Annotated in this window: 30 protein-coding genes, 1 tRNA gene and 1 pseudogene; 6 read left to right on the top strand and 26 right to left on the bottom strand. The window is 59.5% G+C overall.

Annotated features, from left to right (window positions below):
- Positions 1–64 precede the first annotated feature (64 nt).
- Both NCS28_RS04810 and NCS28_RS04805 read left to right on the top strand, forming a co-directional pair.
- Positions 65–149 (top strand) — tRNA-Leu (locus NCS28_RS04810).
- Between the two features lie 17 nt (positions 150–166).
- On the top strand, positions 167–523 hold the full coding sequence (locus NCS28_RS04805; protein WP_250512718.1) for a hypothetical protein: 357 nt from the start codon (positions 167–169) through the stop codon (positions 521–523).
- Positions 524–658: 135 nt separating this feature from the next.
- On the opposite strand, the gene NCS28_RS04800 is transcribed toward NCS28_RS04805, so the two are convergent.
- The 5 genes from NCS28_RS04800 to NCS28_RS04780 are packed head-to-tail and all read right to left on the bottom strand — an operon-like array spanning position 659 to position 2861.
- Entirely contained in the window at positions 659–1042 is a 384-nt protein-coding gene (locus tag NCS28_RS04800) for a hypothetical protein (protein ID WP_250512717.1), read from the bottom strand.
- Complete coding sequence (locus tag NCS28_RS04795; RefSeq protein ID WP_250512716.1) at positions 1039–1659, bottom strand: glycoside hydrolase family protein; 621 nt, start codon at positions 1657–1659, stop codon at positions 1039–1041. Before NCS28_RS04795 ends, NCS28_RS04800 begins: the two co-directional genes overlap by 4 nt.
- Positions 1656–1937, bottom strand: a complete 282-nt coding sequence (locus NCS28_RS04790; RefSeq protein ID WP_250512715.1) for a DUF7940 domain-containing protein — start codon at positions 1935–1937, stop codon at positions 1656–1658. The genes NCS28_RS04795 and NCS28_RS04790 overlap by 4 nt, the downstream gene beginning before the upstream one ends.
- Positions 1938–1996: 59 nt before the next feature.
- On the bottom strand, positions 1997–2542 hold the full coding sequence (locus tag NCS28_RS04785) for a hypothetical protein (RefSeq protein WP_250512714.1): 546 nt from the start codon (positions 2540–2542) through the stop codon (positions 1997–1999).
- Entirely contained in the window at positions 2529–2861 is a 333-nt protein-coding gene (locus NCS28_RS04780) for a hypothetical protein (RefSeq protein ID WP_250512713.1), read from the bottom strand. Before NCS28_RS04780 ends, NCS28_RS04785 begins: the two co-directional genes overlap by 14 nt.
- A 207-nt stretch (positions 2862–3068) precedes the next feature.
- Here NCS28_RS04780 and NCS28_RS04775 point away from each other — a divergent pair, with 207 nt between their 5' ends.
- The 3 genes from NCS28_RS04775 to NCS28_RS04765 all read left to right on the top strand — a co-directional run bounded on the left by NCS28_RS04775 (position 3069) and on the right by NCS28_RS04765 (position 5406).
- Positions 3069–4226 carry an acyltransferase family protein gene (locus tag NCS28_RS04775; RefSeq protein ID WP_250512712.1) on the top strand — a complete coding sequence of 386 codons (1158 nt, stop codon included), beginning with the start codon at positions 3069–3071 and terminating at the stop codon, positions 4224–4226.
- Between the two features lie 176 nt (positions 4227–4402).
- Entirely contained in the window at positions 4403–4693 is a 291-nt protein-coding gene (locus tag NCS28_RS04770; RefSeq protein WP_250512711.1) for an XRE family transcriptional regulator, read from the top strand.
- A gap of 20 nt (positions 4694–4713) precedes the next feature.
- Positions 4714–5406 (top strand): SGNH/GDSL hydrolase family protein, encoded by a 693-nt coding sequence (locus NCS28_RS04765; RefSeq protein ID WP_284504743.1) that lies wholly within the window; start codon positions 4714–4716, stop codon positions 5404–5406.
- Between the two features lie 378 nt (positions 5407–5784).
- On the opposite strand, the gene NCS28_RS04760 is transcribed toward NCS28_RS04765, so the two are convergent.
- The 7 genes and pseudogenes from NCS28_RS04760 to NCS28_RS04730 all read right to left on the bottom strand — a co-directional run bounded on the left by NCS28_RS04760 (position 5785) and on the right by NCS28_RS04730 (position 11479).
- Positions 5785–6783, bottom strand: coding sequence for a hypothetical protein (locus NCS28_RS04760; RefSeq protein WP_250512709.1), 999 nt, complete (start codon positions 6781–6783; stop codon positions 5785–5787).
- A 16-nt stretch (positions 6784–6799) separates the two neighbouring features.
- Positions 6800–7903, bottom strand: a complete 1104-nt coding sequence (locus tag NCS28_RS33505; RefSeq protein WP_502801152.1) for a phage head spike fiber domain-containing protein — start codon at positions 7901–7903, stop codon at positions 6800–6802.
- Positions 7892–8311, bottom strand: a pseudogene (locus NCS28_RS04750) (baseplate wedge 1 family protein); the annotation flags it as partial. The gene NCS28_RS33505 and the pseudogene NCS28_RS04750, both read right to left, overlap by 12 nt.
- A 1-nt stretch (position 8312) precedes the next feature.
- Positions 8313–9491, bottom strand: a complete 1179-nt coding sequence (locus NCS28_RS04745) for a baseplate J/gp47 family protein (RefSeq protein WP_250512708.1) — start codon at positions 9489–9491, stop codon at positions 8313–8315.
- Positions 9488–9841 (bottom strand): contractile injection system sheath initiator, encoded by a 354-nt coding sequence (locus NCS28_RS04740; RefSeq protein ID WP_250512707.1) that lies wholly within the window; start codon positions 9839–9841, stop codon positions 9488–9490. The genes NCS28_RS04745 and NCS28_RS04740 overlap by 4 nt, the downstream gene beginning before the upstream one ends.
- Positions 9842–9849: 8 nt before the next feature.
- Positions 9850–10557, bottom strand: a complete 708-nt coding sequence (locus NCS28_RS04735; protein WP_250512706.1) for a Gp138 family membrane-puncturing spike protein — start codon at positions 10555–10557, stop codon at positions 9850–9852.
- Positions 10535–11479 carry a phage protein gene (locus NCS28_RS04730; RefSeq protein ID WP_250512705.1) on the bottom strand — a complete coding sequence of 315 codons (945 nt, stop codon included), beginning with the start codon at positions 11477–11479 and terminating at the stop codon, positions 10535–10537. The genes NCS28_RS04735 and NCS28_RS04730 overlap by 23 nt, the downstream gene beginning before the upstream one ends.
- Positions 11480–11493: 14 nt before the next feature.
- Between NCS28_RS04730 and NCS28_RS04725 the strand changes: the two genes are divergently transcribed.
- Positions 11494–11883: a DUF4431 domain-containing protein gene (locus NCS28_RS04725; RefSeq protein ID WP_250512704.1), complete on the top strand. Its 390-nt coding sequence runs from the start codon at positions 11494–11496 to the stop codon at positions 11881–11883.
- Here the strand turns inward: NCS28_RS04725 and NCS28_RS04720 are convergent.
- From NCS28_RS04720 to NCS28_RS04655, 14 genes are read right to left on the bottom strand one after another with little or no spacing between them, the layout of a single operon-like run.
- Positions 11873–12184, bottom strand: coding sequence for a phage baseplate plug family protein (locus NCS28_RS04720; protein ID WP_250512703.1), 312 nt, complete (start codon positions 12182–12184; stop codon positions 11873–11875). The genes NCS28_RS04725 and NCS28_RS04720 overlap by 11 nt on opposite strands.
- Complete coding sequence (locus NCS28_RS04715; protein WP_250512702.1) at positions 12184–12729, bottom strand: phage baseplate protein; 546 nt, start codon at positions 12727–12729, stop codon at positions 12184–12186. Before NCS28_RS04715 ends, NCS28_RS04720 begins: the two co-directional genes overlap by 1 nt.
- Before the next feature lie 53 nt (positions 12730–12782).
- Positions 12783–14633, bottom strand: coding sequence for a hypothetical protein (locus tag NCS28_RS04710; RefSeq protein ID WP_250512701.1), 1851 nt, complete (start codon positions 14631–14633; stop codon positions 12783–12785).
- A gap of 2 nt (positions 14634–14635) precedes the next feature.
- Positions 14636–14806, bottom strand: a complete 171-nt coding sequence (locus NCS28_RS04705; protein WP_250512700.1) for a DUF6889 family protein — start codon at positions 14804–14806, stop codon at positions 14636–14638.
- A complete protein-coding gene (locus NCS28_RS04700; protein WP_250512699.1) occupies positions 14803–15312 on the bottom strand; it encodes a phage tail assembly chaperone in 510 nt (169 codons plus the stop codon). The genes NCS28_RS04705 and NCS28_RS04700 overlap by 4 nt, the downstream gene beginning before the upstream one ends.
- Positions 15309–15755, bottom strand: a complete 447-nt coding sequence (locus NCS28_RS04695) for a phage structural protein (protein ID WP_250512698.1) — start codon at positions 15753–15755, stop codon at positions 15309–15311. Before NCS28_RS04695 ends, NCS28_RS04700 begins: the two co-directional genes overlap by 4 nt.
- Positions 15756–15767: 12 nt before the next feature.
- Positions 15768–17252: a DUF3383 domain-containing protein gene (locus NCS28_RS04690; RefSeq protein ID WP_250512697.1), complete on the bottom strand. Its 1485-nt coding sequence runs from the start codon at positions 17250–17252 to the stop codon at positions 15768–15770.
- Between the two features lie 21 nt (positions 17253–17273).
- The gene (locus NCS28_RS04685; protein WP_250512696.1) at positions 17274–17834 is read right to left on the bottom strand and encodes a phage neck terminator protein; all 561 of its coding nucleotides are present in this window, start codon (positions 17832–17834) and stop codon (positions 17274–17276) included.
- 5 nt (positions 17835–17839) lie between these two features.
- Positions 17840–18211, bottom strand: coding sequence for a hypothetical protein (locus NCS28_RS04680; RefSeq protein WP_250512695.1), 372 nt, complete (start codon positions 18209–18211; stop codon positions 17840–17842).
- A 2-nt stretch (positions 18212–18213) separates the two neighbouring features.
- Entirely contained in the window at positions 18214–18666 is a 453-nt protein-coding gene (locus NCS28_RS04675) for a phage virion morphogenesis protein (protein WP_250512694.1), read from the bottom strand.
- A 31-nt stretch (positions 18667–18697) separates the two neighbouring features.
- Positions 18698–19072, bottom strand: coding sequence for a DUF4054 domain-containing protein (locus NCS28_RS04670; protein ID WP_250512693.1), 375 nt, complete (start codon positions 19070–19072; stop codon positions 18698–18700).
- Positions 19072–19347 (bottom strand): hypothetical protein, encoded by a 276-nt coding sequence (locus NCS28_RS04665; protein WP_250512692.1) that lies wholly within the window; start codon positions 19345–19347, stop codon positions 19072–19074. Before NCS28_RS04665 ends, NCS28_RS04670 begins: the two co-directional genes overlap by 1 nt.
- Positions 19348–19357: 10 nt before the next feature.
- Positions 19358–20410: a DUF2184 domain-containing protein gene (locus tag NCS28_RS04660; protein WP_250512691.1), complete on the bottom strand. Its 1053-nt coding sequence runs from the start codon at positions 20408–20410 to the stop codon at positions 19358–19360.
- Positions 20411–20424: 14 nt separating this feature from the next.
- On the bottom strand, positions 20425–20916 hold the full coding sequence (locus NCS28_RS04655) for a structural cement protein Gp24 (RefSeq protein ID WP_250512690.1): 492 nt from the start codon (positions 20914–20916) through the stop codon (positions 20425–20427).
- Positions 20917–20924 lie beyond the last annotated feature (8 nt).

The raw sequence follows: 20924 nt of genomic DNA, 5'->3' as shown, positions 1-20924 counted from the left end.
GCGCGGGTGGCGAACGGCGTGGCTTTGGCGCGATGTCGGGCAATGGTAGAATCGCGTCCGCCCTGCCGGGGTGATGAAATTGGTAAACATAGCGGACTTAAAATCCGCCGCCTCACGGCTTGCCGGTTCGAGTCCGGTCCCCGGCACCACGCTTCTGACAAGGGTTTTGCTGAACCCGAAGTCTGTCACTCGAAATGCCGGTGTGCATTTTTCTGTCAAACCCGATCTGGCCGGCGCGGCTATACTGTATATCAATACAGTACTTATAGGGCGCGTGATGATCGGGGCGTATTGCGAATATCGAGGCTGGTCGATCTCGACGACCGTCGGCGAAGGATCGACAACAGCATCGGCTGTGATCTTCCGCGGGGCCTTCACTTTCGACGAAGCGAAGCGAAAGGATCGGTTCGTGTTCAGCGACTTAGGAACGTGCGGGAACAGTGCGATCGCTGAAAAGGTGGCGATCGCTTGGGTGAAGAAGTGGCTCGATGAGAACGAGCACGCACTTTCCTATCGGTCTTGATCTGTCCCGCCCAACTTCCACCCGCAATGCTGGATGCCGATCTTGTCGTGCGCCGTGATCTGATCGACGAGGCCGCGCGACATACCCAGCACGTCGGCTTCAGTCGGCGTGATTGGCTTGAAGTACAGGCACGAGTTATCGACGACCCGGGTCGGCCCCGGCACTTCCTTGACCACTTCCGGGGTTGTCTTCGCCGGAGCCGTGAAGCATCCGGATAAGCTCGTCACGAGCAGCAGCGTCATCGAGAATGGCCTGAGAATTTTCCACATTGGTTCGCTCCTGCGCGGCGGTCGCCGCAGTCTTCGCTGCATCGGCATCGGCTTGCACGTCTGCCGTCTTCCGTGCGGTGAGGTTGTCTTCTGCTACTCGCTGTTGCGCCTTCGCGGCCGCGACGTCGATCTGCGCCTGCTGCTTCGCGTCCGACACCTTGGCGTTCGAACGCGCGTGAACGATCAGCGCCCACGCGGCGGCGATCCCCATCCCGATCCACGGCCCGAGCTTCATCAAGAGTTCGATCATTTCCCGTCCCTCATCATGTTGGCGAGACGCAGCGCGCGGCCCGGCTTCGCGGCCGTGCCAATGCCGACGTCTTCGCGCGCCCACTTCGAATCGAGCATCTCGAGGGCCGCCTTCGAGTAGTTGCCCGCGCGCGCGGCCGCGATCATGTTCTTGAAGCCGAGCAGCCGGCCGATGCCCATGTTGAAGCACATGTTGCAGATGACCCGCTGACGAACGGCGTCGAGCGCGCGCCACCACGACAGGTTGCGGTCTAAATCGACGTACACGTCGTCGAGGTCGTCCTCGAGCAGCTGATCGACCTGACTATCTGACAGTGGATAGGTCCATCCGGCAGGCAGCGGCTTCGCTTGCAGGTTGTGCCCTACGCCGGTAGTCGGTATGCCCTTCGAGTCAAGGTAGCGCGTGTATCGCACGCCCTCGTCGCGGCGTAACTCGTCGACGAGAACCATCTCGTTCTGCGGCGTCATCGTCGGCAGACGGGACGACAGAGATACGGCGGGCGCGGAAGGCGCGGGCGCAGGTGGCGGAGGAAGCGGCTCAGGCGTCGGCAAGGGCTGGTAACCGCCGCCCTGCCGCTTTGGCTTGAACAGCGCGATGACTGCGTCGAGCCAGCTCATCGTTGCGCCTCGCTATCGGCCGGCGCGCGATGCACCGACGTGTAACGGATTGCGATGAACGTCAGGCCGAAGATCGTGTAGGCGATCCACTGCTGAACGTTCTGCGGGATGACGTCGCGCAGCTCGCGCGGCATGCCGGACCACGCCTGCGAGATGATCGGCCCAGCGCCGGCGAGCGCCGTGAACGCAGCGCCGGCGATGACCGTGCCGCGGGTATGAAGCTTCTGCCACCCGTTGGCGAGCGTCAGCCGCCAGCGAGTGAACGGGATGAGTGGCATATGCCCTCCAGAAATGAAAAACCCGGCGCGCGGCCGGGTTGAGGTGGAAAGGGAGAATGTCAGCGGCGACTGCCGGCCCAAGGCGTCGGCGGAACTGCAGCCGTCGGATGCGTTGCGGTTTCGAGCTTCTTGTCGACAGATTTCACGGCGCTCGCAGCCTCATCGGCCTTCGTCGCAGCGACTGCGACTTTCTGCTCGACGACCTCTGTCTTCTGAGCGGCGACCGTCGCAGCGGCAGCGGCCTGCCTCGCCTGCTTGATGAGAGCCGCCTGCCGCGCGTCGGTGACCTTTGCGCGGTCGCCGAGAAAGCGCAGGGTGTAGGCGACTATCCGATTCGTGTCGTCGATCGATTGCTTCATCGCGGCGAGATCGCTCGCGCCCTGCTCGTTCACCGCCTTCAGGCCGTTGATCTGCGCAGTGAACTCGCGCGTGCATGCAGCGCGCTCCTCCGCTCTAACCTTCGGGAAACGATCGAGCAGCACAGCGCGCTCATCCGCGTCAGCCCGTGACTGCCACTGCGCGCCGGCGAAGCCAGCCACGAGCACCAAAAGACATACGGCGATGAGCAACTTGCTCGCGCGCCACCATTGACTAAGATTTGGCAAGTTCGCTCTCCAATTCGGCGATCCGATCCTCGAGCGCGGCGCTCCGCCGCTGCTCCTGATCGAGCTCGTTCTCCGCGATGCGTCGCAGCTTCCGCTCGGACTCGACTTCGACATCCCGTTCGTCGAGCTTCTTTTCCAGCGAGTCGATGCGCTCGGTCAGCCGGGCGATCTCGTCCTTCATGTTCTTGAGGGCGAGCGCCTCGGATTGATCGACCTGAATGTCTTTGCGCCGGCTTCTGACTTCCTGCCATATCCACCGGAAGGCGAGCGCTGCAACCGCGCCCGCTCCGGTGTTTTGCGTCCACTCTGGCAATGGCATGAACTGTCCTTCCTCGTACTGTCGCCGGTGGTCCGGGCATAAAAAAAGCCGCTCGACGGCGGCTTGCGATAAAACACATGGGATCAGATGGTGCTCGATTGCAGGTCTGATGCTTACAGTCCCGCAAGGTGTTAACGACAGGTTGCGGTATCATCTGGCTCGCCGAAACCACCCCATTCCAGGCCGCGTGGTGGGGATTACTTAAAAATGAAGATCCAACATAAAGAAACAGCACTGAAGAAGGACTTATCCATCGAAGGACTTCGAGGGTTTGCGGCGTTACTGGTAGTGCTCAACCACCTTCCATTTGCCTCTATGGGGATCGGATTTAAATGGATTGGGCAATTCGGGCTCAGCAAATTCGCGTTGATGTGCGCAGGGAATTCCGGAAGCTTTGGCGTCGAACTGTTCTTCTGCATCACTGGTTATCTTTTCTGGAAGAAGGTAGCAATATCAGGGAGGGTCACTGATTGGTCGCGGTTCTACGTGAATCGTGTTTGCCGACTTGTCCCTGCATATTTTCTCTTCGCTGCGATCGTATTGATCAGCGTGGGGTTCATCACCGGTTGGGAAAGGAAGATTTTGACGAGCGAATTGCTCCATCAAATCTTCGCGCTCTTCACATTCGGGTTCGACGGTCAGCAAACCATAAATGGCGTTGACACCACCTACTTCACGGCGACGATCTGGACACTGGCATATGAGTGGCAGTTCTATATCTTGCTTCCCTTGCTTGTTGCATTCAGAGGCAATCGCTTCTTGCTGTGGAGCGGCATCGTCGCGCTGATTGCGTTCGTGTTCGCCTATAACAACGCCTACTATCGACTCCTTTTCTTCTTTACCGGTGCTGCAATAGCCGAGTCTAGTCGGGCTCGATCAAAACAATCGACGCTTGGAACAGTCGTCTTTCTCGCACTTGCTGCTTTGTACATAGCACTGCCACATCGCCAGATGGTTTTGTGGCTATGGAAGTTGACCGACTCTGCTGCCATCGGAAACATCTCGGGTGCCTTGCTCAGTTGGATCGTGACCAGCGCAACGTTCGCATCTGTGATTTACCTGAATCCGAAGGTGTTGTTCAGTCGCGTCATGGTTGGCCTCGGAACGATCAGCTACAGCTTATATCTCCTCCACCTTCTCGTTCTCCAGGGAACGATTCGCTTCGGCAATGCAGTGAGCCCAGTTGGGACTTGGGGACCTAAGCGCTTCGCCCTCTGGGCAGTGCTAGCAACGGCGGCCAGCATTGCTATCGCAGTGTGCTCGTATTACGGAGTTGAGAAGCCATTCCTTGCAAGGAAGCGTCCAGAACGGGAAGGCGGCGCCTTGCAAGAGCATCCGGCGCACGCCGGGATAAACCGTTCGTAATCCGATTGCCAAGGCATAACCCCGCGATCCCATCCCGGCAGAAGTTGACATTCGTACCCTTTGGACCTACTATGCTCGCCATAGAGCTGCGCATCCAGCGCGGTTCGATGCTCCTACGGGAATGACCATGACGACTGCTGCCTATTCGCGCTTGCGCGCGCTCCGGAAAATCCGCAATGAAATACAAGCCACCGTCACCCGAAGATCTTGTTCGCCTAAAGGAGGCGCTAGGCTATTCGAGCGCACAGATGGCAGATCTGTTTGGCGTCGCGACTGGACGTCAGTGGCGCAGATATACGAGCAAGCCGGAGGATCCGACGAATCATCGAGACATGAGTCTCCAAATGCTCTTCTTCGCAACGGCGCGACTCGAACTCGATCAGGACACCTTCGAAAGAATCCTCGACCGGATGCGCGCGTATGGCGCGCATGTCGACTTGTCAGCGGATGGAAATCCGCAACAATAGCCTTCCTTGCCTCCGGAATCATGTGTGCTTGTGGCGGCGGAGGCGGCGGAAACATCACCACTGCTCCGACCGTCAAACAAGCGCCCAAACCGGTCTTGATCGAGGCATACGGCGACTCGACGATGGAGGGCTATACCTACCTGAACGGTCCTGGTACCCTTGCGACTATTTCGGTCGACAATCAGCCGGCTGTGCTGCAATCTTCTCTGCAAGCGAAATACGGCGATTCGGTTACGGTTTCGAATCAAGGTGTGTCAGGGACGCGCGCTCCGCAGTTAGTCGAAGGATCTGACACCGTTCACCTTCCGTGGACGCAGGTAGTGGCAAATTCAAATGCACAGATCATGATCGTCAATTACGGAATTAACGATGGAATGCTTCGTCCAGAGAGCCTAGACGCCTACAAGGCTGCGCTTCGGGAGATCGCTGACACAGCGATTCGTGGCGGCAAGATCATCGTCTTTGAACAGCCCAACCCAACCTGCGTGAACGGAGAGCAGTTCACGGGCCTTGATGCATATGCTGAAGCGATGGAAGATGTTGCTGCGGAAAAGAATACACCGCTGGTCAAAAACTACGAATACCTTCTTTCACTTCCGAACTGGCAGGACATGCTGTCGGACTGCATACACCCAAGAGGCGAAATGTACAAAATCGAGGCGCAAAGAATGGCGGCCGTTATTGGGCCTCTTGTTGAGAGACTTCAGAAATGATTACATGGTTCATCCGGTTAGTGGGTGCAATCTCCGCGAGCGTCTTGATTGCGTGGATGCTTGGCTTCCAGATAAACAATGGAAGCCTAATTACAAGCTTCTTTGGGATTGCCCTATGGGCGTGGACAGAACGAGACCTAAGAAGAGCCGCTCGGTGTGATCAGAAGCAATCGCCGCACGGCTAATGCCTCTTATGATGGAGAAGGCACGTACGGACGTATCTCTGAAGAGACGGTTTCGTAGAAGGCTTTCCATCTGTCGTCATCGGTTTGCACGGTGCCTTGATTCGGATACTCTGCCGAATCTTGCGGCCCGGCGAAATACGAGACAATCTTTGCCTCCGATTCATCCGCAAACTGCACATTTATCAGTTGCATATCAGAACTCGTAAGAAGAGAGGGCAATCGACATATTCGGCGTGCCTGTGCTCACCGACGCCTTCCAATACAGCGTCTGCGCAACAATGAGGTCAATCTTGAAGTTGCACACCGCTACCGTGACTAGCGCCGCCTGAGACGCTTGCTGCCCATTTCCAGCACTGTCCGCCGCGACGCCGAGCGTGATGTTCGCGGAAGATGTTGAACCCGCGAGAACCTCGCCTCCAATCGAGACAGCGTTCATCGGCACCAAAGCGGCGATCGACAACGTCGTGAAGCTGGCGGGTGCCGAACTGCTGGATGACAGCGCCAACGTGAATGGGAACGATACTCGCCGATCTCTCTGGAATCCAACAATGAACTGAGAACTAGCGTTCGTCGGCCATACGCTTACGAGACCAGATGCTGTGAATCCAGTCGGCATGTTGGCGCCGCCATATACATGCGGAACTGCAGCTGACGTTGCATTCGTTGCCAGCAGCGCGCTGGCGCCGGTTGTCGGGTTATAGATCGCATAAAGCGCGACATAGCCGCTTACCGGAGCTGAACCTGAGTCAATTCCACCAGATCCCGTCGTGCCGAGATTGATCGTCTTGTTGAAGCCTGAGATGCGGTAGGTCAGGCCACCCAAGACCGATTCGACGATGATCTCATCTGCTGTGAATGTTGCACTCGCGGAGGCGGTCGTGACGTACATCTTCGCATTACGCATCGAACCGACGACGGCATTCGACGATGCCCTCACGGCCGCAAGCAAGTTTGCGATGAGCGTTGCCGTCGTGCCGTCATCGGTCGCATTCTGACCCGTCTGATTGACGATGAACTGCGCAACCACGGCAGACATGATGCTCGACTGACGCAAAGCCTTGTTTACCGACTTTGAATCGGCAAGTCCGGACTGAAAGCCAGTCGAGACAGAAGCTAGCGCTGCCCACTGCGCCTGCGTAAGAACGTTCGCCGAACCGCCGGTCGCGAACGGAAGAAAGTCATTCGTTGCCATTTATGCTCCGTGATGGTCAGGCAGCGACGCCCCATGCGCCGACGTCGAAACCGGAAATCAGATTGTTCTCAACATCGAATCCGAACAGAGGACCGCCCGGGTTCGACGTGACGTAATAGCCATTAACGTGCACTGCCTCTGGCTTTAGTGGAATGTATCCACCACGCAGCAACGCAAGGAACAGCGCGCTCGGAACGTTGCCGGCGACTCCGTACGTGATCGACATGTCTCCATTGTCTTGGATGAAGACGTACGTTCCCGCTGGGTAGATCGTCCCGCTTCCGCTCCACGAAAGTACTGCTCCAGCAAGTGGCGCCACAGCGAGAGCCAACGCGCCACTCGACGTCAGCGTGTAATCCGTGAGCGTGACGGAAGCGGTCGTCGGGCACGCGATGTAGCTCGTCGGTCCAGGCGCTGCCGCTGACACGAGTTCGATCTGAACAGCATCGACATACAATCCGCTCGCACCGTCGCCCGTGTAGCTCGATGTTCCACCATTGGCAAGAATGCATTGCGCAGTCGCCGTTCCGGCCGAGGTAGCCTGCACGGCGACCCATACTCGATACCATCCAGAGCCTAGTGCGATGATTCCGGAAGCGATCGGCGATCCAGAAAACGTCGCGGTCGTCAGTGCACTTAAGTCGGCGATGATTGAGGTCGAAGCAAAACCACCACTAGCAGATGTTCCTAGTCTGACCTGCGTGCGCTCTCCCGCGTGCACTAGCGCCGAAACACAGGCAATGTCGCCGCTATTGAACGTGCCGCCAGACGTGCGCTGTATGAAGTGCGTCGTCGTTGAGCTCGAATCCTCGACGATCTTATAGGCGAGGGACCCGCGCAGCGTTTGCAATCCGGGTTGCGTGAGCGATGCGCGGGTAATCGTCCAGCTTGCCGATAGATTCTCGGATTGTCCCAGAACGTTCGTGCGCGGCGTCGCATACAGCAGTTGATTGCCTTGCCAGTCGTTGCGATAGATCTGCGCGGACGAAACACCAATCAGTGGCTGCCCCTGATACTTGAGTTGGAACTGAGCGGTGGCGCCATCTCCCAAGCCGAACGGCTCGTTGCTCGCAGTAATCGCTACCGGATTGACGACGGCCGAATTACCAGAGTTAAAGATGCTGTTGAGAATCGCAGCCGATGTTCCGAGCGTGCCATCCCAGTTGTTTGCGCCGATTTTCGCGCGCAGCAGCAGACGGTACGTATCGTCATCCAGAGACACGACTCCCGTGTCAGGATCGAACGGGCCCTTCCAGACGCCTTGGTCGAAACCGAGACCGGCCGTATCGAGCGAGAAGTAAACGCCAGTCAGTGGAGTATTCACGTTTCTCGATCGACCGACCCATTCGCCGACCGCATCGAGTTGGACGCCGATGGCTTCATCGAGATCGAAGTCGAACGGGATTTGCAGCGTAACGTTTTGCAGATCGACGAAACATTGAACGAGCGCCGACAGCGTCGCGATGAACTTCGGCTTGTCAGCGTGCTCGCTCGTGACGAGATCGATGTAATCGCTGGTCTGTGCCATATCAGGTCGGGTTCACCGTGACGCTTGCCGGCGTGCATGTCGCCGACTGATTGAAAGCGAGCGGAACGTCGGGCGCCCCAGCACCGCCCGGGCCTGAGATCGTGAGCGACGTGATCTTGAAGGTATTGCCGCCGACCACGCCCTTCGCCGCCGCGATGCAAGCGTCCCACTCAACAGCACCAGCTGCACCGCCGCCTATAGCGACACTGTTCACATAGTCGGATACGGCTTGTTGCACGCGCGACCCCACCGCAGACGAGTAACCGGAGAGCGCCTTCAAATTGACCACTGCCGTGATCGCCTGCGGCGTCGGACGGAACAAGTTGATTGGATGCGGGATGCCGTAGATGTCCGTGACCGTCACCGTCGTGGTGCCGTATGTGCCGCCACCGGGTGTCTTCTTTGTCGCGATCGCGTTCGCAATGGCCGTAGCGTCGCCACCTTCGACGACGAGCGAGATGACATGCGGAGGCAACCCGTTCGAATCGACGATGTTCGTATCGTTCTCGTAGGCTGCGACACGCGTCACACCCGTGACCGACTTGACCGCGCCGATGATTCCATCGAGCACGGTCAACGACGGCAGCGCGGTCGATGAAGACTGTCGCACGCGCAAATCGGCATCTTCTTCGACCGGATTGCCCAACAAGGCGGCGCTCGCGTTGGTAACGGTCTGCCAGCCACTCGTCGGCGTTGCGATCGTCGTCACGGTGCCTGGCGCCGCGCTGATTGCGCCGGCCTGCTCGCAGGTCGCCGTTACTGTGATCTGGCCCGCCGGCGGAATGGTCACCGAAGCAGGCAGATCCCAGTTCACCTGATTGGTGTCCTGCACGATGCCATTCGTTATCGTTGTGCCGACGACGCCCACGATAGTCACATCGACCGTGGATGCGCTTGCAACCGCGCGCGCAATGCCGTTAATTTTGACGACGCTCGACAGGTTCGCGCCTTGCGCGGTCGCCGGCGAAAAAGCGTTGTAGACGGAGATCGCGACTGCGTTCGCGTCGTTGATGCAACTCGCGAAGATCGCAAGCAGCTGGCCGTCCTTGCTGTCATCCTCGAGGTAGGTGTCTGGCCCGTAGATGCCCTGGTACTTCGACTTCAAGAAGTCAAGGATGTCCGAGAACGCTGGCGCGCTGATGCCTGTCGCGTCGATCGTCGGAGCGGTGGTCGTGATCATAGAGTCGTCGCAATCGGCGCAGGGCCATATACGGTTGTGATGGTCGCGGAAACGTTGAGCACTCGACTATCGCCGTCAAACGAGCTCGAATAGGAAACGATCTCCTGCACGCCCGGCGTGCCCAGGATTCGATCCTTGATGATGGCGTCGTACGTTTCCTTCGTGTATTTCCCAAGCACTTCGGTGCGCCACGGAGTGCCGTCGGTCGTGTCGAGATACCACTCGCCTGTAAACAGACCGAGCCGCGTCTTGACGGCCTGCGCGACCGCTTCGGGGACGTCCTGATAGAAGTCGGCGAGCTGATGCCCGAAGACATAATCTCCGTTTCCATCTTCCTTGCGGTATCGCATGTCGAAACTCAGTTCGGCGGGTTCGTATTGCTTCCCGCGCCGTTCTCATGGTGGGTGTGGGTGCTGACGCTCTTGCCGGCGGCCACCACATCGTTGATGACGGTAATGGGACCTTGCAGCGTTGCCGGGTACTTCGTGGACCCATTCCCCTGTGCGAGATTGCCGTTCAGGACGATCGTGGGCGCATCTACCTCGAATCCACCCGGTGCCACAATCTTGATTGCGCCTGACGTCGGATTCAGGTCCACATAGGTGTTGCCATCATTGCTACGTAGCTGCACGCTGGCCGTGCTGACGCCAGAGATCTTCGTGGCCTGCGAGAAGAATCCGACGAACGCGAAACCGTCGCTTAGGTCATGAATGCGAGGCTCGAACGGCACCTGCACACCGCCCGACTGCCACCAGGAATCGATGCATCGCGCGGCGAACACGACGAGGCATTCATCGCCTGACGAGATCGGAAACGTCAGCGTGCAGTTACCGCCGCGCGGGAAATGCACGGGCACGTCGACGAGCAGCGGCATGTTGACGAACTGCGCTCTGCCGTCTATTCCAGTGACAACCCCCTTGATCGCGAGCTGCACGGTTGCGGTGAGCGTCGACGGATCGAATGAATCAATGATGCCCGGCATCGACGTCCAAAGGCCACTGCGCAATCCATCCATCGCTGCGCGAAGCGTTTCCTCCGGGTCGCTAACTCGTTCCCTGTTGTCCATCGATCACCGCGTTCGTGAAGGTCGCCGTTCGGGGCGCGTTGCTTGGGTTGAAGCACACCATCTGCGTTTCCCACGCGTTTCCGCGCGTGTCACCTGCATGCGTGAGCGAGTAGACGACATACACACCGTCATTACTCAGATCCGGGATGTTGTAATCGTCGACGTTCGTTGTCTGTGGATTGACGATCCGCTTTTGCGTGATGCTCGAGTTATCGATCTGCACGCGGCCGCCGGTCACGATGTTCGAGTTCATCAAACAGCGAACCACGATGCCGTCCAGCGTCTGAACTGGGATGCCAATCATGCCGGTGTCTGCACGCAGCACGACGGCCTCGTTGGGCAAGTACCCGTTCAGCGGTATGACGTGCAACTGGCCGTCCTTTAGATACCAGCGCGTGCCGGTCGCGGCAGCGAAACTGCGCATATAGTCGCGCGCCATGCCATAGACGACCTTGCCTCGCGGTGCCGCAGACGACGAGAAGTCCGGCTTGTTGCCCTGGTCGATGCCGTACGGCGAGAACGATTGGAGCAGCGACTTGTAATAGTCGTCAGGCTTCCACCCCTTCGCCAGCGTCGCGTTCGCGACCGCATAGTTATATGCCTCGTCGGAGTCCTGAGCGACGATGTCGAGGTACGTGTCGGTGGCGCTCTCTCGCCCGCGCGAGTACTGCCCGACCGTGCCACTGAAGATGAGGCCGAAATTGCCGTCGTAACCGGCCTGGAGTACGACGCGCGTGAACTCATTCTGAATCCGCTGGACAGTCTCGTCGCTTGCGTTATACACACGGATTCGTGCGTGGCGCAGCGTCTGAGCTGTCGAGCTCCACACCGCGAAGTTCAGGTGCAATTCCGACAGGTCAAGACCTTCGCCAGTGTCGGACCCGATCAACAGGCTGACCTTCCGGATATATAGCTGTGCCATTACAGGAGATGTGAATGAAAAAAATCGTTCTCGCTGCGGCGTTGATCGCCTCGATACCCGTCCATGCTCAAGAGCGCGTGGCCTACTGGGAGCCGATTACGCTGTCCGGCAAGATTGAGATGCTTCCGGGAACTGATCTTCAACTTGGCAATGAAGTACGAGTCAAGTTTCCGGCTATCGTCTTAGATCACTCAATAACCGCTGGGACTACGCCGAATGACCCCGACACGCCGCTGGCCACGACAGGTATCGTGCAGCTATCTGCGACGGGAAAGAACTTCGATACGCTCAAGCGATTGCGCGGGCAGCGCGCCGCGGTCGAGTGTCAAGACCTTTTCCCAAGCGCCACCGCGCATCACTTTGAACCGATCCTGTGCACTGTCGAGCGCGTCATCACGCCGTGACGAAATACAGGTGCGACGTAGTGCCGATGTCATCGAACGTCGGCACCGCCGCTTCATCGCCATCTGTCTGCAGCCACAGCTCACCGCCGATGCCAAGATACTCATACTGCTCGAGAAGATCCGCGCCGGTGACCAGCGGCACACCGCTGAGAATTCGGTTTCCCGCGGCATCGGCCATATCGAGGAACCATCCGCCTTGCGGCGCTTCTCGCCACATGAGCGTGAGCTTGTACGTCACGCCAGCGAGCGCGATCTGAAAGGACTGCGGCACGCCGCTGAGCGGAATTTCGTAGATCGCCATCAGAACCCCAACGAGGATTGAATCGCCGTCTTGGCGCGATACAGCAGGCTCACCGATGGCTTTTCCTGCGCTTGCTTCGTGCCTGCGTTTTCCGCGCCGGCCGTCTTCTCTGGACTCGCCTGAGCATCTGCTGGCGCGAGCGTCACGACACTCGTGTCGACGATTAGGATCTCGCGCATGGTAGCCGTGACGATCAGCACATTCTCCGACTGCAGGTCCGTCGTTTCCGATAGCGTCGCGATCAGCATATTCGAATACGAGCGCTTGCCGGTCACCAGGTCAAACGGGATGCGCGACGCCTGTATGTCGAGCAGTTGCTGATACACCGTCTTCGGATCGCTGGCGCCGGAAAGCGCGCTCAAGAGCGCGCCACTCTGACCGAATCCATAGTGAACAGTGACCTGAGACGGATTCTTGAACGCGTGGTCGGTGATAGATGCACCGCGTTCCACCGGGTGATTCGTGATCGTCAGTTCGTCGGTGTGCGACTCCTCGAGCACTACGTTCGGGATGATGCCGGCCAGAGATCGGCCGCGCTTGAGCAAGACCGTTTCCAGCATATTTACGCCGCCCAGAATCAGAGCGTTCGTCAGGATGCTCATTGCGCGACCGTCCTCATGTTTCGCACCAGCCGTTGATTGACGCCATCCTGCTGCCCCGCGACGGCCTGGCCGGTCGCCTCTGGATTCGTGCCGCCGGCCACATGGATCGTCGTGCTTTGGCTGATCGATACGGGCCGATCCGGCACGCCGGCCGCACGCGCGCCCGACGCGGCCGCAATCTGCTCGGCGCTGTAAGGATTGCGGCCGTTCTCGACCTGAATGATTGCGCCCATCAGGCCTTGAAGTATCGCCGGGTCATTCAGATCAAGTCGCGTGTTCGAATCTACGCCGAGCCTTCGCGACACAGATCCGGTGTAACCAGGTGTGTCGTTTTCGATCGACGGCGCGTACTTCGAGATGACCTTGCCAACGGTATCGATGCCACGCTGCCCATAACGTCGCAGCTGCGCAGCGAGCGCCGCAAGGCCTTCCTCCGCGGTACGGAACCGAGCGAAGCGCGGGTTCGCGTGGTCCTCCAACGACGCGCCAGCCTGGCCGCGATACTCAAGATTGCCGGGATTGTTATTGCGGATGCCCCGCGGCGCGCGCGCGTCGGGCACCTCCACGATGGTGCCGTCCTCCTCAAAGCCGCCCGAGCCCGACAGACGCCGCTGCGCATCGGGTGTCAGGCGTGCGCCACCTTGGTCCTTGTACGCGTCGACATCGGCCTGGCTGTTCCCACCTCCCACATCGCCCGCATTGAGCGCTGCCTTCACTTCCTCCCAGTCAGCAGGGAGCGCCGACCAGCGACCGGCCCATGCATCCTGCGCCATCTTCCCGAGACCGCGCAGCGCGCGTCCGAGCTTGCCGAGGCCGAACATCGCGTTATTGATCTGCTCTTCCCAGATAGACCAATCGATGAGGGACTTTCCGCCCTCGCGCCACGTCTTGTAGTCGTCGTACAGGGTCAGCAGCGCAAGCGACAGCGCCGTAAGGCGCCCGAGCGGCGTCGCGAGAAAGACTGCATTTAGCAACTTCCAGCCAACGACGAGCGCCGCGATGCCCGCAATAACCTTCTGCGTGCCGTCATCGAGACTGTTCCAGGCATCGACAACCGTCTCCACCGCTTGAATCGCCCGCAGAGCCATCTGCGAAACGATGTCGGCGAGCCAGAGCACGCCTTTCGTCACCTTCTCGATGATCTCGGAGATGCGCCCGAAGTTGTCGACGAGCTGCTCACGAAAGCGCCGGATGTAAACTGTCAGCCGTTCGCTGAACGATTCGGAGATGCGCTGACCTACGATCGCGATCGCCGACGCCAGCGTGCGCGTCTGAACCATGAATTCATGGCTCTTCTTGCTCGCATCGTCCAGATCCAGGCCAATCTTCGCGAGCATGTCGCGATAGGTGTCGCCGAAGTCGCCGACGCCTTCCCGCAACGCGATCAGCGTCTTCTCATCGATGCCGAGCGCTTGCGCGTATGCGTTCGCGCGGTAATACGGCATCTGCGCGAACTGGCGACCGAGATCCTTGAGAATGTCGGTCGTGTCGCGCAGCTGGCCGTTCGTATCGCGCGTCTGAACGCCCAGGCTATGAATGAGGCCCGCGGCGCCAGGGCTGCTGCGCATGAAGCGCGCAAGGTTCTCGATCGTCTCGAGCGCCGCACCAGCGCTCGAACCCATCTGCCCGAGCGCAAAACCGAACGCCCGAATGTTGTCCGCAGAAGCCTTCGTACGTTGCGAGGCGAAGTACAGGCGCTCGAGGTTATCCTCGATCGCCGTGACGCTGGCAAGCACCGCTGACGATGCGGCCGTGATGCCCTTGACGAAGGATTCAAGACCCGCCTTTTCGATCTTGAAGCCGAGCGAGACGAGGAACTCTTTAATCAGCTCGGTTTCAGCGGCCATATCTACTCTCGCGGTTGCAGCGCTTGCGCCTTATGGCGGTTGATTTCTAGGACGTCGAGCGCCTCGTTCATGCGGGCAATGTCATGCAGCCCGATCTTGCCTGACAGCATGCTTTCGTAAAGACACATGCCACGCACGCAAGGACGCATGATCCAGTCCTCGTCATCGGTCATCGTGGCCCATTCGACTGAGCTTGTACCGATGCTTCTGCCGGGTTGTTCGCGGCCTGCTTGGCGAGCAACCCTTGAATAAAAGGCCCGAGGTTGTCCCAGATGACCTTCATCGCGATCTGCGTCATTTGAGGCAGTTCAATGTCATCGAACATCAGCGCATCGTTGCGCCAGATCGGCGCCCAGTCTTTTCCCTGCTTGCGCTGAACGACCGTCAGGCAGTTCGCGAAGAGATACTCGACATCGGCGTCAGACATATCGGCCATGACGTTGGTGACGGGCTCGATCGCCTTCGCGATCAGATCGATGTCCTTGACGCCGAGCTTACGAGCTTCATCGAGCGCGTCGCCGATGATAGCTCCGTCCTCTCGCTTCACCTGGGCGATCGCAGCGAACGCCGGAAGAACCCTCGGCACCAGCGGAGCAATCTTTCGCGAGACGTGCAGCTGCTTGAACGTGTCGAGTTTCCCGCTACGATACTGCACGCCGTTGATTTCGAACTCGGTCATTGCTGGTACGCCCCAAGCATCGTGTCGATCTTGATCACGTCGAACACCCACGTGACGACGTCACCGTCCTCTGCATAGTTAAGGTCCGGGATCTTTTGAAACGCGCATTGCCGTCCGGTCGTCAGATCGCCAGAAGCTTTCTGGGTCACCGTGATGACGTTTTGCCCCCAGAGCGTCGAGCTCACTGCCTGCGCGGTCGCGAGCGCCATCAGCTTCTGATTGATCGGCGCCGTCTTCAGGTACCGCAGCGTGATCGTGCCGGACTTATCCGGGTGAAGGCTGTGCATGCCCTCGCCATCGGACCCGACCAGCATCGTGTTCTTGTTCGCTGCGCGCTGGATCGAAATGCCTTCCTTCGCCGTCGCCTGACCATAACCGAGCGCAAAGTTTCCGCCCGGTCCCGTGATCGAAGCCTGGACGTCTTGAAACGAATAGGTGCTCATCCAGAACCCCGCTTATCGATTGACGTTGATGATGACGTTCGCGCTATGCACTGCGCCCGCCAGCTTGATTGCGCACTGCATCGTTACCGCCTTGCGCGCTTCGCGATCGGCCTGCGACTGGCTAGACACCGGAGGCGTGTAGACGTAGTACCCCTTGTCCAGCGTGTCGCCTTGAGACAGCGCACCGAAGCCAGCCGAGTTCCACACGCCTGGCGCGATAAGGCCGTTCGTCACGCCCTGCGCAAGCCGCGCGGACACGACGTTGGCGAGGATCTCGTTGCCGGCGTCGGTCTGCGGAATCTTCGTCGGACTCGTGTAGAGCGCGTTATAGACGGCCGTCTGCACATCGTTCTGAGTGAAGTCGAGTCCATGCACCTCGTCGAAGAACGAACCATCCGACATCTGTCCTTCCTGAATGATGGCCGTCGAATTGTTGTAGTTCACGAAGACATTGCACTTCTTCGCCTTCAGCGTCGCAGCCTGCGTCTCCGTGAGCGTCTCGGCGGTGACTCCCGGCTCCTGCTTGAACTTCAGCGTGATGGTCGTCTTGTTGCCGGTGAAATCGACGGTGAAGGCACGGCCGTACATCGAGGTGACCGCATACGGACTCGAACTCGAATACTGGATGAACGTGCGGCGGTACTTCGCCGCGGCCAAGACGTAGGCCAAATCAGTCGTGGAAGTCGGGTCGAGCGTGGCTGCGGCCTGCGTCGTGATGCCGAAAATGCGGTTCGGGTTCGACGCCTCGATGAAACCGGAAACGGCGATCTGGTCCGCGTCATTCAGGCCGATCGCGGCGATAGCTAGGCCGTACCAGTCGTTCGACAGGTTCGCCAGTTGGGCAACCGCGGAGAGAAGCGTCTCGGCCACGATGCCAGCGACAGGAACCGATGCGCCACTTGCAGCGGTCAACCCGAGCAGCGTCGAGATGTCAGTTCCGGTGCCAGCGGACGCATAGGACACAGTCGACGTGGCGCCCGTCGTCTTGCTGACGATGTCGAAGCGCTGGTTGTTTGCGCCCCAGACTGCATTGGCCGACGCACCTAACGCGGTCGCTATAATCGCCGCGACGGCATTCAGGTTCGCTGCGCCGGAGAAGTTCAGGCCGGTGATGTTCTTGACCGTGCCGTCGACCGTAATGTTGAAGCCGCCGTTCGTAATCGCCTGAAAATTCGCGATCGCCTGCTGCGAAGTCGACAGGCGCGCTCCGTGCAAGACGCCAGAAGTCGCGGTCTGCGCCCAGCGGCCGATGTACAGCAACGACGGCTGCGGCGACTGCGAGAAAAAGTTCTGCGCCGCGAGATATTCGGGCGAGGTCGTGCCGAAGTCATTACCGACAGCGGGGAGCGTCGTGTAGGAACGGATGCGCTCGTTGGTGTCGATGACAGACGAAGATCCAAGCACGAGCAGCGCACCGAAGTTTCGGACCGCGGCCGCGATCGGCGACATGACGATCGACACATTGACGACGTCGCTGACGGAAAGTCCCTGAGACATGAGTATTTCTCCGCGATCCGGTTAAGGGTTGTCGCTGTGGTAGTCGGGCTGGGCCGACAGAATGTTCAACACTGCGTAGGTCCGCGTGACCGCCCTTCGAAAGTGCAAGGTCAGGTCGTACCTGCGTATCCACTGCTCGTTGACTAAATCGGGCGCCGCGCGAATCAGGCTCGTGCTCACGAAGGCCATGCCGCGCGCCTTGATCTGTTCGATGTTCTGCGCGATGCACAGTCCATCGACGAGCATCTGTGCAAAGCCTTTCGCACCAGGCCCGTAAAACGAGCACATGACATCGATGTCCTCGTGCCTTATATAGGTATCGCTCCCGTCGCCAGCTGGGTTGTGCTGAATGGCCGGCGATGCATCCGGGGTCTGATCCGACACGCCGATGGCGCACCAGTTGACGTTCGCCTCAGGTTGCTTCGGGACAACGGGCTGCCAGCGAGGCCGCACCAGAGATCCGGGCAAGCCCGTCACGCCAACAACCAACTGCTGAAAGATCGCATCGAGCGCTGCGTCCTCTGGAGGTGGTTGCGCGTCTACCGGCGCTAGATAGCCGCCGGTCGAAGAATCGTTTGCCATGAATGTCAGCCGGAAAGCGGAATCAGATCGCAACTCGCGCAAACGAAGCCCGCGCCATACCTCGAATAGTCGTTCACGCTCGTTACGATGTACTCGCTACCGTTCCACTGCACGCGATCCGAATCAACGCCATTCGGGCCGCCGTTGGTTAGGCGGAACACCGTGTGAACAAGGATTGAACCCGAGACATGGGAACCTGTAGCGAGCCGCGCGAGTTCTACACCGCGATCAGCCGTGACGACGCCGACAAATGAGACGGTCTGAGTGGCGTTGACCGCCATACCATCGTCACCGACCGTCTGCGTCTGGCGGATGCAGACGAGCGTATCCGCGAAGTCCGGATCACCCAGAACTTCGGAAACATCGAGAAGGGGCATGGCTACTTCTTACGAATAACGTACGTGATGGAATTTCTGAGCTGACCGGTGTCGATCAACGTGTTCTCGCGCGTGACGCCGCGCGCGCGCCGCGCCGCTAACGTGCGTTCGGACAGTTTCGGCTGGATGTTGCTGTTGATCTTCGCGCGAGCAGAGTTCTGGCCCATCATGCCGGCTGCGTTCAGCTGCTTCTCAGCTTGCGACAGGTCACCGCTCAATGCGCGCTGCGCGGCGACCTTCAGCCGGTCAGAAGCAGGTTTCTGGATGTCTTGCACACCCGGAATCAGAAATGGACGAGCGGGTATGTTATTCGCCGGCGAACCGAATTCCTGCACGTAGCCGATCAGCGCATTGGTCGCAGGATCACCGGACTTCCGGTCGGTGTTGCCTTCCGGAACCCCGACGAGCACATCCTTTGCGCCGAGCTCGTTGATGGCCTTGATGATGCTGGCCATCTTATCGACAGTGATTCTGACGGGCATGGCATCAAAGCTGGTATCCGCCGGCGCCGAACATGCGCGCCATCGCGAGGTAGCGAACGCCGTACGAGGTCATGTTCCAGAACGCCGCGTCGGCATACTGTGTGCCTGACGTGTTGTAGCTGACGCTGACCTTATCGACAGACTTCGATGAGACTGGACCAGACACTCCACCAGTCGCACCGCCAGCTGCGCCAGTCTTTTGATCGCGCAGAGCAATCGCGAGCTGGTGAGCCGTGAGAAGCTCGATCCCGATGTTCGTGAGTTCATCCCAGCGCGCAGGGTCAACCATGGCTGTCGATACGGTCAGCCAGAAGTTGATCTGCGCATCCGAGACGCTCTCGAACTCTGGGAAGTCGGCGCGGAACTGGTCGGGTGTCATCAGCCTTTCGTCGATGCGCGGACGGTATCGCCCGCTTTGGTGGCGGCCTCGGCTTGCTTCTGCGCTTCGGCGTTCGGGACGTTGCCGGCGGGATTTTGCGCGGCCTCGTCAATGCGGTTAGCCTGCTCATCGTCGGCGAGTGCATCGTCGAGATGCGCTTTGGTGTACCAGTGCTCTGCGTCTTCCTTTGAGACTGTGTCACCAGCCGCGTAGTCTACCGTCGAGCCGTCGTCGCGCGTGAGACGGAATGCCTTCTTCGCGATTACCTTCGCCATGACTGCCTCCTTAGATGCCGTCGCGATAAGCGATGAGTTCCGGATACACCACTTCCACGGCGCCGAGACGACCGTAATAGGCGACGTACTGATGGATCCCGCGGAATTGCAGCGGCGTGCGTTGCAGCGGAACGAGCGGGAAGCGGACCTTGTCGCGCTGCTTCGTGTACGCCACCATGCGGCGCGTGCTGCCGACACCAGCCGTTTCCAGCCACTTCACCGGCAGAATCTCGAGCGGCGTGCCGTTATTGGCCATCGCGATCGAGTTCGCCTTCAGAAACTCGAGAATGCTCACGTTACCTGCGGTGCTGACCTTAGTCGACACCAGGCTGGCAAACGCGGTCGGAGGAACGAGCAGACGAGTCGGTACATAAGCGTAGCCAGAAGCTGCCCATGCGCCGGTCAACGTCGAGTTCACATCCGCCAGAATTTCGTCGGGCGTCTTCTGCGACCAGAGCGGCGAGCCACTCGCTCCGTTCGGAACGTTGGTCGGCGTCACGAGCGGCGAATTCAGCAGGCCGTACTGGCCAAGACCAGCGTCGCCCATATACACCTGTTCGTCGACGTCAAAGTTGTATTTCCAGTTCATCGCCGTGACTTTGTCGGTGTCGATCGGGCGGCCGACTTGCATCGATGACGCCAATTCGAACATCGACCAGCCAAGTTCCATACCCCACGGAGTAACCGGGGTCGGGGTCTTGGCGTTGTCCACGCCGACGCCGGTGAGGGCGGTCGTTGTTTTACCGATCCACGACTTCTTCGACACGGCCGTGCCATCCGGAGCGGCGAACTCCGTACGCGTGAACGACGAGAAGTCGTCAGCGAGCGTGATGTCTTCGCGCAGATCGATGTCACGGGACCAAGTGAACGATGCGAGCGGCGCGTGCAGCGTCGGATCGAGACGCTCCAGTTCGCCGATAAGGAAAGCGCCGGCGCTGTCGACGGTAGCCGCGTCGAAGGTTTGCATCGCGCTATCCATCGTGCGCGCGCGGATGATCGCTGGCGCTTGCGGCACTACAAGGCCGGAGGCAGCCGCGATAAGCGTTTTGTTGAACTTGCTCATGGACGGTCAGCCCCTTAGATGTTGTATTCGATTTCGACGTTGCCGTTTGCGTCCGGCGCGCTCTTGAACTGCGCGGTCGGAACGATCACGGTATTTGCACCGTCAGCAGCCGCTTCAATGCCGCCGATGACTTTGGCGCCAGAAGGCGAGCCGACGCGCACATATACAGCGCCGCCGAACGCCGGTGTGCCTGCGTTTGCCTTCACCGACATGTAACCGCGGCGCATGATGTCGCCCGTGCCGGAGGTCGGGGGAACCTGCGTGCCGATCGCCTGCGCGATGTTCTGCCCTTGGAAGGGAAACGGGCGCACGAGAAAGCCATAGATCACCGAAGCGGTGTCACCGGCTGCGATCGGCTGAATCTTGCCCGCGACCATCTTGACGGGCACGCCGAACGACGTCGGCGGCGTCGTGCTGTCGATGATCTGCGGCTCCGTATCCGTCGCGTCGACACGCGTGATCATGCCTGCGAAGCCACTGGGCAGGCGGTAGAGGTAAGCGGTCATGTCCTAAG

Source organism: Caballeronia sp. INDeC2 (genome assembly GCF_023631325.1).
Taxonomy (GTDB): Bacteria; Pseudomonadota; Gammaproteobacteria; order Burkholderiales; family Burkholderiaceae; genus Caballeronia.
Note: the sequence above shows the minus strand (reverse complement) of the source record. Positions and strands in the feature narration are given on the sequence as shown.

Coding starts and splice junctions, on each gene's coding strand:
- NCS28_RS04800 (WP_250512717.1), bottom strand. CDS start 1,042: ATGATCGAACTCTTGATGAAGCTCGGGCCGTGGATCGGGATGGGGATC.
- NCS28_RS04795 (WP_250512716.1), bottom strand. CDS start 1,659: ATGAGCTGGCTCGACGCAGTCATCGCGCTGTTCAAGCCAAAGCGGCAG.
- NCS28_RS04790 (WP_250512715.1), bottom strand. CDS start 1,937: ATGCCACTCATCCCGTTCACTCGCTGGCGGCTGACGCTCGCCAACGGG.
- NCS28_RS04780 (WP_250512713.1), bottom strand. CDS start 2,861: ATGCCATTGCCAGAGTGGACGCAAAACACCGGAGCGGGCGCGGTTGCA.
- NCS28_RS04775 (WP_250512712.1), top strand. CDS start 3,069: ATGAAGATCCAACATAAAGAAACAGCACTGAAGAAGGACTTATCCATC.
- NCS28_RS04770 (WP_250512711.1), top strand. CDS start 4,403: ATGAAATACAAGCCACCGTCACCCGAAGATCTTGTTCGCCTAAAGGAG.
- NCS28_RS04765 (WP_284504743.1), top strand. CDS start 4,714: ATGTGTGCTTGTGGCGGCGGAGGCGGCGGAAACATCACCACTGCTCCG.
- NCS28_RS04760 (WP_250512709.1), bottom strand. CDS start 6,783: ATGGCAACGAATGACTTTCTTCCGTTCGCGACCGGCGGTTCGGCGAAC.
- NCS28_RS04745 (WP_250512708.1), bottom strand. CDS start 9,491: ATGATCACGACCACCGCTCCGACGATCGACGCGACAGGCATCAGCGCG.
- NCS28_RS04740 (WP_250512707.1), bottom strand. CDS start 9,841: ATGCGATACCGCAAGGAAGATGGAAACGGAGATTATGTCTTCGGGCAT.
- NCS28_RS04735 (WP_250512706.1), bottom strand. CDS start 10,557: ATGGACAACAGGGAACGAGTTAGCGACCCGGAGGAAACGCTTCGCGCA.
- NCS28_RS04730 (WP_250512705.1), bottom strand. CDS start 11,479: ATGGCACAGCTATATATCCGGAAGGTCAGCCTGTTGATCGGGTCCGAC.
- NCS28_RS04725 (WP_250512704.1), top strand. CDS start 11,494: ATGAAAAAAATCGTTCTCGCTGCGGCGTTGATCGCCTCGATACCCGTC.
- NCS28_RS04720 (WP_250512703.1), bottom strand. CDS start 12,184: ATGGCGATCTACGAAATTCCGCTCAGCGGCGTGCCGCAGTCCTTTCAG.
- NCS28_RS04710 (WP_250512701.1), bottom strand. CDS start 14,633: ATGGCCGCTGAAACCGAGCTGATTAAAGAGTTCCTCGTCTCGCTCGGC.
- NCS28_RS04705 (WP_250512700.1), bottom strand. CDS start 14,806: ATGACCGATGACGAGGACTGGATCATGCGTCCTTGCGTGCGTGGCATG.
- NCS28_RS04700 (WP_250512699.1), bottom strand. CDS start 15,312: ATGACCGAGTTCGAAATCAACGGCGTGCAGTATCGTAGCGGGAAACTC.
- NCS28_RS04695 (WP_250512698.1), bottom strand. CDS start 15,755: ATGAGCACCTATTCGTTTCAAGACGTCCAGGCTTCGATCACGGGACCG.
- NCS28_RS04690 (WP_250512697.1), bottom strand. CDS start 17,252: ATGTCTCAGGGACTTTCCGTCAGCGACGTCGTCAATGTGTCGATCGTC.
- NCS28_RS04685 (WP_250512696.1), bottom strand. CDS start 17,834: ATGGCAAACGATTCTTCGACCGGCGGCTATCTAGCGCCGGTAGACGCG.
- NCS28_RS04680 (WP_250512695.1), bottom strand. CDS start 18,211: ATGCCCCTTCTCGATGTTTCCGAAGTTCTGGGTGATCCGGACTTCGCG.
- NCS28_RS04675 (WP_250512694.1), bottom strand. CDS start 18,666: ATGGCCAGCATCATCAAGGCCATCAACGAGCTCGGCGCAAAGGATGTG.
- NCS28_RS04670 (WP_250512693.1), bottom strand. CDS start 19,072: ATGACACCCGACCAGTTCCGCGCCGACTTCCCAGAGTTCGAGAGCGTC.
- NCS28_RS04665 (WP_250512692.1), bottom strand. CDS start 19,347: ATGGCGAAGGTAATCGCGAAGAAGGCATTCCGTCTCACGCGCGACGAC.
- NCS28_RS04660 (WP_250512691.1), bottom strand. CDS start 20,410: ATGAGCAAGTTCAACAAAACGCTTATCGCGGCTGCCTCCGGCCTTGTA.
- NCS28_RS04655 (WP_250512690.1), bottom strand. CDS start 20,916: ATGACCGCTTACCTCTACCGCCTGCCCAGTGGCTTCGCAGGCATGATC.